At 42.7% G+C, this 1,748-nt stretch carries 3 protein-coding genes; all 3 read left to right on the plus strand.

Annotation, left to right across the window (positions count from 1 at the left end; translation table 11 throughout):
• Positions 1–6: 6 nt before the first annotated feature.
• Positions 7–1,128 carry a YeeE/YedE family protein gene (locus tag B7Y67_RS17105; protein WP_293599661.1) on the plus strand — a complete coding sequence of 374 codons (1,122 nt, stop codon included), beginning with the start codon at positions 7–9 and terminating at the stop codon, positions 1,126–1,128.
• A gap of 22 nt (positions 1,129–1,150) precedes the next feature.
• Entirely contained in the window at positions 1,151–1,588 is a 438-nt protein-coding gene (locus B7Y67_RS17110) for a YeeE/YedE thiosulfate transporter family protein (protein ID WP_293599660.1), read from the plus strand.
• Between the two features lie 3 nt (positions 1,589–1,591).
• On the plus strand, positions 1,592–1,748 hold a 157-nt coding region (locus B7Y67_RS19560), incomplete at its 3' end, for a DUF6691 family protein (RefSeq protein ID WP_367227302.1).

Below are 1,748 nucleotides of genomic sequence, written 5' to 3' on the forward strand. Positions count from 1 at the left end.
TTCAATATGGAAGCAGTAGATATCAGCAGTATCAGCAAGGTAGTTCTATGGTCGACCTTTGCCATTACTTTTTTGCTTGGCGCCGTAATGCAAAAAACTGGTTTTTGCAGCATGGGTGCAGTTTCAGATATTTATATTATGTCTAGCTGGGGTCGTCTAAAGCAATGGTTTCTGGCCATTGGCGTAGCGATTGTTGGATTTGCCTTCATGTCCTACCTAGGCCTTATTGATCCACTTAAGAGCATCTATACCAGCAGTAAGCTTCTATGGCTCTCAACCATCGTAGGTAGTACGCTATTTGGATTCGGCATGGTGCTTGCATCAGGTTGCGGAAGTAAGACTCTGGTTCGCATTGGCGGTGGCAATCTTAAGTCCATCATTGTGTTTATTGTTCTTGGTTTAACTGCCTACATGACCATGAGGGGCTTTCTTGGTGTTATTCGCATCAATACCTTGGACTCGGTGTTTATCACCCTAAATACACCTCAAGATTTGCCAAGTATTTTGAGCCCCATTATTGGCATTGCTAGGGGCAACTTACATCTTGCCCTGGGTTTGATTATTGGCTTTGCTTTCATTGCATATGCTCTTGCAAATAAGGCCTTTTGGACTGCAGAAAATCTGTTTTCTGGAATCTTTGTTGGCCTTGCTATTTGCGCAATCTGGTTCATTTCTGGAAACTTAGGTTTTGTTGCTGAAGATCCCAATACCTTGGAAGAGGTTTTTTTGGTGACCAACTCTGGACGCATGGAGAGTCTTTCATTTGTTGCGCCTTACGCCTTTTCATTGGATTGGTTAATGCTTTATAGCGATACCTCAAGAATCATTACTTTAGGTATTGCTGCCGTTGCTGGAATGATTTCTGGGTCTGCTTGCGTGTCTCTCATTACTAAGTCATTTCGTTGGGAGAGCTTTCGTGATACTGAAGATACCGCGAATCATCTCGTTGGTGCGACTTTGATGGGATTCGGTGGTGTAACAGCGCTCGGTTGCACTGTTGGTCAGGGCTTGAGTGGCATCTCTACATTAGCCTTAGGCTCAATACTTGCTTTACCAGGTTTTATCTTTGGCGCTTACTTAGCCCTGCGTTATTTGGAGTCGCGTAATGCACCCAATCCTTGTAGTTAACTCTTAGGCTAGATTAAATAATATGCAGATAGATTGGTTGGCTTTTTCCCCTGTACCCGCTTTTTTAGGTGGAATCCTATTGGGAGTTGCAGCTGCTTTGTATGTAATTCTGCATGGTCGTATTCTGGGCATTAGTGGCATCGTTTCCGGATTACTCACCCCTAAAAATGGTGATGTTATTTGGCGCCTAAGTCTTGTTTTAGGCTTATTGAGCGCACCATTTTTGGGGAGTTTATTTTTTGATCTTCACACAATTACAGTGATAGATGCAGATTGGATTGCAATCATTATTGCTGGTTTGTTAGTCGGTTTTGGTTCTAGTTATGGCTCGGGATGTACTAGTGGCCATGGTGTTTGCGGCTTATCTCGCTTGTCACCAAGATCTTTAGTGGCGACTTTGTCTTTTATGAGTACTGGGTTTTTGACTGTTTTTGTTATTCGCCATCTGTTAGGCCTATAAATCATGAGAAGACATTTCAATTTTTATAGCCAGTATTTGATCGGTGTTTTATTCGGAATTGGTTTAATCATTTCCGGTATGAGCAATCCTCAAAAGATTCTCAATTTTCTGGATCTTGCTGGTAACTGGGATCCATCCCTGATGTTTGTGATGGGTGGGG

It is taken from the genome of Polynucleobacter sp. 35-46-11 (assembly GCF_002281105.1).

Coding starts and splice junctions, on each gene's coding strand:
- B7Y67_RS17110 (WP_293599660.1), top strand. CDS start 1,151: ATGCAGATAGATTGGTTGGCTTTTTCCCCTGTACCCGCTTTTTTAGGT.
- B7Y67_RS17105 (WP_293599661.1), top strand. CDS start 7: ATGGAAGCAGTAGATATCAGCAGTATCAGCAAGGTAGTTCTATGGTCG.